Source organism: Acidovorax sp. GW821-FHT09B03 (assembly GCF_059418305.1).
The window spans coordinates 427,967-434,021 of sequence record NZ_JBWKPP010000002.1 but is presented as its reverse complement, the minus strand read 5'-3'; the positions used below and the strand labels follow the sequence as shown (position 1 = coordinate 434,021).

Annotated in this window: 7 protein-coding genes; 2 read left to right on the top strand and 5 right to left on the bottom strand. The window is 64.8% G+C overall.

Annotation, left to right across the window (positions count from 1 at the left end; all coding sequences use genetic code 11):
* The first annotated feature begins 249 nt into the window (after window positions 1-249).
* Window positions 250-2,034: a PhoH family protein gene (locus tag AC07PA_RS05310; RefSeq protein WP_494604644.1), complete on the top strand. Its 1,785-nt coding sequence runs from the start codon at window positions 250-252 to the stop codon at window positions 2,032-2,034.
* Between the two features lie 96 nt (window positions 2,035-2,130).
* Here AC07PA_RS05310 and dnaB read toward each other — a convergent pair whose 3' ends face one another.
* The 5 genes from dnaB to rpsF all read right to left on the bottom strand — a co-directional run bounded on the left by dnaB (window position 2,131) and on the right by rpsF (window position 5,208).
* Window positions 2,131-3,564, bottom strand: coding sequence for a replicative DNA helicase (gene dnaB / locus AC07PA_RS05305; RefSeq protein ID WP_145696884.1), 1,434 nt, complete (start codon window positions 3,562-3,564; stop codon window positions 2,131-2,133).
* Between the two features lie 190 nt (window positions 3,565-3,754).
* A complete protein-coding gene (gene rplI / locus AC07PA_RS05300) occupies window positions 3,755-4,207 on the bottom strand; it encodes a 50S ribosomal protein L9 (protein WP_007850065.1) in 453 nt (150 codons plus the stop codon).
* 12 nt (window positions 4,208-4,219) lie between these two features.
* Window positions 4,220-4,501, bottom strand: coding sequence for a 30S ribosomal protein S18 (rpsR, locus tag AC07PA_RS05295; protein ID WP_005795932.1), 282 nt, complete (start codon window positions 4,499-4,501; stop codon window positions 4,220-4,222).
* Between the two features lie 17 nt (window positions 4,502-4,518).
* Window positions 4,519-4,809, bottom strand: coding sequence for a primosomal replication protein N (gene priB, locus AC07PA_RS05290; RefSeq protein ID WP_035202281.1), 291 nt, complete (start codon window positions 4,807-4,809; stop codon window positions 4,519-4,521).
* 21 nt (window positions 4,810-4,830) lie between these two features.
* A complete protein-coding gene (gene rpsF, locus AC07PA_RS05285) occupies window positions 4,831-5,208 on the bottom strand; it encodes a 30S ribosomal protein S6 (protein ID WP_057202142.1) in 378 nt (125 codons plus the stop codon).
* 228 nt (window positions 5,209-5,436) lie between these two features.
* Between rpsF and grpE the strand changes: the two genes are divergently transcribed.
* Window positions 5,437-5,985, top strand: coding sequence for a nucleotide exchange factor GrpE (gene grpE / locus AC07PA_RS05280; RefSeq protein WP_494604641.1), 549 nt, complete (start codon window positions 5,437-5,439; stop codon window positions 5,983-5,985).
* The last annotated feature ends 70 nt before the right edge of the window (window positions 5,986-6,055 follow it).

Genomic DNA, 6,055 nt, shown 5'->3' with positions numbered 1-6,055 from the left:
TTTTTGAATGATACGGCGACCACCGAGATCTACACTACACGCTCCTCGTCGGCAGCGTCAGATGTGGAGAAGAGACAGGGCCGGCCCGCAGCAGCCCCGCCCACCGGGCGCCGATGTGCCACCGGGAATGGGCATAATGGGGCCAATGCTTCCGGATTCCGCAACGACCGCCCTCCCCGACAAAGCCGCCTTGGCCTCCAGGCGGCTTTTTGCTTTCTGATCCCACCACAGACCAAGGCCCCGCACACCATGCCCCTCCCCCCCGCCCCCAGCCGCCGCGCCGCCCTGCTCTCCCCCGACGCCTATGACGTGGTGGCCCGCCCCGGCCGCGCCGCCGCGGCGCAGCCTGTGGACACGGAAGCCCCGGCCACCCCCGCGCCGCGCGCCACCGCACGCAAGGCCTCCGGCCGCGCCGCGCTGCAGGCCGTGCCAGCGCCGACGGCTGCCGCACCCGCCGTGGCACCGACAGTGTCCAGCACGGCACGCAGTCGGGCCGAGCCCGCAGCCACTCCAGCCGTCGCACCCGCCACGGCACGCGGCACGACCAAAAAGAGCAGCCGCACGGCCGCCACCGCCACGCCGGCCGCGCCAGCGCCGGCCAGCCGCACCAGCGGCAGCGCCGCCAAGCGCGCACGCCCGAGCGGCCCGTCCAAGCTGTTCGTGCTGGACACCAATGTGCTGCTGCACGACCCGACCAGCCTGTTCCGCTTCGAAGAGCACGACATCTTCCTGCCCATGATCGTGCTGGAGGAGCTCGACGGCCACAAGAAGGGCATGACCGAAGTGGCCCGCAACGGCCGCCAGACCAGCCGCACACTGGATGCGCTGGCCGGCGTGCACGGCGCCGACATCGCCCACGGCCTCAAGCTCGACTCCACGGGCCAGCGCGCCGCGGGCGGTCACCTGTTCTTCCAGACCGCCCCCCTGGACTACAGCCTGCCCACCAGCCTGCCCCCGGGCAAGGCGGACAACCAGATCCTGGGCGTGGTGGAGGCGCTGCGCAAGCAGCACGCCCCGCGCGAGGTGGTGCTGGTCTCCAAGGACATCAACATGCGCGTCAAGGCGCGCGCCCTGGGGCTGAACGCCGAGGACTACCAGAACGACAAGACGCTGGAAGACGGCGACCTGCTGTACTCGGGCGTGCTGGCCCTGCCGCCGGACTTCTGGGTCAAGAGCGGCAAGAACGTGGAAAGCTGGCAGAGCGGAGTGCACACTTACTACCGCATCGGCGGCCCCATCGTGCCGCAACTGATGATCAACCAGTTCGCGTACTTCGAGGCCCCCGGCGAGCCCAGCCTGTTCGCACGCGTGAGCGAGATCCGCGAAAAGACGGCCGTGCTGCAGACCCTCAAGGACTATGGCTCGGCCAAGCATGCGGTGTGGGGCGTGACCACGCGCAACCGCGAGCAAAACTACGCCATGAACCTGCTCATGGACCCCGAGATCGACTTCGTGACGCTGACCGGCACGGCCGGCACCGGCAAGACCCTGCTGGCCCTGGCCGCCGGCCTGACCCAGGTGCTGGATGACCGCCGCTACACCGAGATCATCATGACCCGGGCCACAGTGAGCGTGGGCGAGGACATCGGCTTCCTGCCCGGCACCGAAGAAGAGAAGATGGGCCCCTGGATGGGCGCGCTCGACGACAACCTGGAGTTCCTGGCCAAGGGCGACGGCGGCAATGCCGGCGAGTGGGGGCGCGCCGCCACCAACGAGCTGATCCGCAGCCGCATCAAGATCAAGAGCATGAACTTCATGCGCGGGCGCACCTTCCTGAATAAGTACGTGATCATCGACGAGGCGCAGAACCTGACGCCCAAGCAGATGAAGACGCTGATCACCCGCGCAGGCCCGGGCACCAAGATCATCTGCATGGGCAACCTGGCGCAGATCGACACGCCTTACCTGACCGAAGGCTCCTCGGGCTTGACCTATGCGGTGGACCGCTTCAAGGGCTGGCCGCACAGCGGCCACATCACCCTGGCGCGGGGTGAGCGCTCACGCCTGGCGGACTTTGCCAGCGAAGTGCTCTGAGAACGCGCCTGCAAGGCAGGCGCCACAGCCCGCACCAAACAAAAGGCCCCTGCCATCGGCAGGGGCCTTTTTCATGGCCACATGGATGTGCAGCACTCAATAGTCATCACCACCGCTGCCCATGGCGAGGTTTTCAAAGCGGGTCTGGTTCTTCTGGAAGAACAGCTTCACGGTGCCGGTGGGACCGTTACGCTGCTTGCCGATGATGACCTCGGCCACGTTGGGCTCCTTGCTGTCCTTGTTGTAGTAGTCGTCTCGGTAGATGAACATGATGATGTCCGCGTCCTGCTCGATGGCGCCCGATTCGCGCAGGTCGGACATCATGGGGCGCTTGTCGGTGCGCTGCTCCACCGAGCGGTTGAGCTGCGACAGCGCGATCACCGGGCACTGCAGCTCCTTGGCCAGCATCTTCAGGCCCCGGGAGATTTCGCCCAGCTCGGTGGCCCGGTTGTCGGCGCTGCCGGCGCCCGAGCCGCTCATGAGCTGCAGGTAGTCGACCACGATCAGGCCGAGCTTGCCGCACTGGCGCGCCAGGCGGCGCGCGTTGGCGCGCAGCTCGCCAGGCGTCAGACCCGGGGTTTCATCGATGTGCAGCGACACGGTGCGCAGCCGCTCGATGGCCTCGGTCAGGCGCGGCCATTCGTCGTCGGTGAGCTTGCCGGTGCGCAGGTTGCCCTGGTTCACGCGGCCGATGGAGCCCACGATACGCACGGCCAGTTGGGCGGCACCCATTTCCATCGAGAAGATGGCGACCGGCAGGCCTTCGTTGAGCGCCACGTGCTCGGCGATGTTCACCGCGAACGAGGTCTTGCCCATGGAGGGGCGCGCCGCCAGCACCACCATGTCGCCGGCCTGCAGGCCCGAGGTCATGCGGTCCAGGTCGGCAAAGCCGGTGGGCACGCCGGTCACGTCCACCGGGTTGTCGGCCATCTCCTGCACCTTGTCGAGCAGGTCGATCACCAGGTTGTCGAGCGACTGGAAGCCCTGCTTGGTACGCGAGCCCTCCTCCCCGATGGCGAAGATCTTGGCTTCGGCCTCGTCCAGGATGCGCTCCACGGTCTTGCCCTGGGGGTTGAAGGCGTTGGTGGAGATCTCGTCACTGGCCGTGACCAGCTTGCGCAGGATGGCGCGCTCACGCACGATTTCCGCATAGCGGCGGATGTTGCTCGCGCTCGGAACGTACTGCGCCAGGTTGTTCAGGTAGGCCAGCCCACCCATCTCCTGGGCCTTGCCCAGGTTCTTCAGGTGCTCGAACACGGTGATCACGTCGGCCGGCTTGCTGCCGTTGATCAGCGCACCGATGGCAGAGTAGATCATCTGGTGCTCGTGCCGGTAGAAGTGGCTCTCCACCAACAGGTCGCCCACGCGGTCCCAGGCATTGTTGTCCAGCAGCAGGCCTCCCAGTACGCTGGACTCGGCCTCGATGGAGTGCGGAGGCGTGCGCAGCTTGGCGATCTCCTGGTCCTCGCTGGAACCGGAAGGCGGCACGAAACCCTGTTCGTCGAGCGGGGGAAAGACAGCAGCGGACATGGAATTTCTCCGGGCAGGGACCTGATGGAGCGCACCCCCTCACCAGCAATACCTGGCATCCGGGGATAAGCCTTGGGGCAATCTGTGGATTACCGGTGGGCAATCCTGTACAAATGGCGGAGTCGCAAAGACAAAAGCCGCCCGAGGGCGGCTTTCGCGGCAAGTCACGCAGATTACTACGTGCGGGCGATCAGGCGGTTTCGCCGTAGACCGACACGGTGACGTCCACCACCACGTCGGTGTGCAGGGCCACGCTGACAGTGGTTTCGCTGACGACCTTGATCGGGCCGTTGGGCAGGCGAACCTGGGCCTTGGCGACCTTGTAGCCTTGCTTGTTCAGTTCTTCGGCGATGTCCTGGTTGGTCACGGAACCAAACAGACGGCCGTCCACGCCAGCCTTTTGCGTCAGCTTGACCGTGGTGCCGGCCAGCTTTTCGCCTTCAGCCTGGGCTTGTGCCAGCTTGGCGGCAGCAGCCTTTTCCAGTTCGGCGCGCTTGGCTTCGAACTCGGCCTTGGCCGATTCGGTGGCGCGGCGTGCGCGGCCCGAAGGGATCAGGAAGTTGCGTGCGTAGCCGTCCTTGACCTTGACGATTTCGCCCAGGTTGCCGAGGTTCACAACCTTGTCGAGCAGAATGATTTGCATGGGTTGTGCTCCTTAGATCTTGTGCTGGTCGCTGTAAGGCACCAGGGCCAGGAAGCGGGCGCGCTTGATGGCGGTGTTCAGCTGGCGCTGGAAGATGGCGCGCGTGCCGGTCAGGCGCGCGGGGATGATCTTGCCGTTTTCGGCGATGAAATCGCGCAGCGTGTCGACATCCTTGTAGTCGATTTCTTCAACACCGGTCACCGTGAAGCGGCAAAAGCGCTTGCGCTTGAACAGCAGGGACTGGGTATTGCGCTTTGGGCGCTTGTCTTTGTTGAACTTCTTGAACGTGGCCATTGCGGACCCCTTGAAAATTAATTTTGTTGAATATCCTGGATGTGGAGCACAGCGTTCCTGCCATTGCGCGGCGTGGCGAGAAAGCCGCTAAAAGTCCATCGACTCCCAATCTGCTGCCTCGCAAGCCGCTCAGCCATCGCACCGAATGCGACCGCCTTCATGGCTGCCTTGACATCCCGCGGCTCGCCTGCCTCGTTTTGCCTGGACTCGTGTTCGAGCCGAAGGGCAATGGCGGGCAAACCGGCGGGGGTGTAGCGCAGGGCCTCAGCCTCGGCGATACAGGCCGTCAAGACGACGCGGTTCTCCACTCCCGAAAGGGCGGTGGACGATCAGCGCTCGCCGGCAGCGGCGTATTCCGCCTGGCTGGCCTTGCGGGCTTCTTCGCGCTCGACGGTCTTCATCATCGAAGATGGGCCCGTGTCGGCCTTCTTCTTCTGAACCGTCAGGTGGCGCAGCACGGCGTCGTTGAACTTGAAGGCGTGCTCCAGTTCAGCCATCACGGCCTGGTCGGCTTCGATGTTCACGCACAGGTAGTGGGCCTTGGCCAGCTTGTTGATCAGGTACGCCAGTTGACGGCGGCCCCAGTCTTCCACGCGGTGCACCTTGCCACCGCCAGCGGTGATCATGCCCTTGTAGCGCTCCAGCATGGCTGGAACTTGTTCGCTTTGATCCGGGTGGATCAACAAAATGATTTCGTAATGACGCATGCAGACTCCTTTTGGGTGAAACCACCCGCTGCGTCTAGAAGCGGTGTGGCAAGGGCAAAGCCGTAGATTATAGCCCGCATCTTTCACCTTGTACACTCACCCCTGCTCCAAGACGGTCCATCCGCCCGGCCCGACGCCGCCAATGCCCCCGGCATTGCGCAATAACTTGAAATACCACACACACGCCCAACCTTGTGCGCGTACTGTTTTATTTACGAAGACCCTGACATGTCCGACAACAGCCAGCCAATCACCTCCCAAGACGCCTCCCCCGAAGAAATTGAAGCTGCCATGGCCGCCAATGCCTCTGACGAGCTGTCGCGCCTGCAAGGCGAGCTGGCCGAGCTCAAGGCCAAGAGCGCCGAGCTGGCCGACCAGTTCCTGCGCGCCAAGGCCGAGGCCGAGAACGCCCGCCGCCGCGCCGAGGACGAAGTCACCAAGGCCCGCAAGTTCGGCATCGAGAGCTTTGCCGAGAGCCTGCTGCCTGTGGCCGACAGCCTGGATGCCGCCCTGGGCATCAAGGAAGCCACGCCCCAGCAGCTGCGCGAAGGCGCCGACGCCACCCTGCGCCAGCTGACTTCGGCGCTGGAGCGCAACAAGGTGCTGGCCATCAACCCGCCTGCCGGCGAGAAGTTCGACCCCCACCAGCACCAGGCCATCAGCGTGGCGCCTGCCGACCAGGAACCCAACACCGTGGTGGCCGTGCTGCAAAAGGGCTACAAGATCGCCGACCGCGTGCTGCGCCCGGCGCTGGTGACCGTCACTGCCCCGAAATAAATAAATTTGGTGGATAACGGCTTGAAGCCGGCCAAGTTATCCACAAGTTACCAGTTATCCAAATCACTCA

Coding starts and splice junctions, on each gene's coding strand:
- AC07PA_RS05310 (WP_494604644.1), top strand. CDS start 250: ATGCCCCTCCCCCCCGCCCCCAGCCGCCGCGCCGCCCTGCTCTCCCCC.
- dnaB (WP_145696884.1), bottom strand. CDS start 3,564: ATGTCCGCTGCTGTCTTTCCCCCGCTCGACGAACAGGGTTTCGTGCCG.
- rplI (WP_007850065.1), bottom strand. CDS start 4,207: ATGCAAATCATTCTGCTCGACAAGGTTGTGAACCTCGGCAACCTGGGC.
- rpsR (WP_005795932.1), bottom strand. CDS start 4,501: ATGGCCACGTTCAAGAAGTTCAACAAAGACAAGCGCCCAAAGCGCAAT.
- rpsF (WP_057202142.1), bottom strand. CDS start 5,208: ATGCGTCATTACGAAATCATTTTGTTGATCCACCCGGATCAAAGCGAA.
- grpE (WP_494604641.1), top strand. CDS start 5,437: ATGTCCGACAACAGCCAGCCAATCACCTCCCAAGACGCCTCCCCCGAA.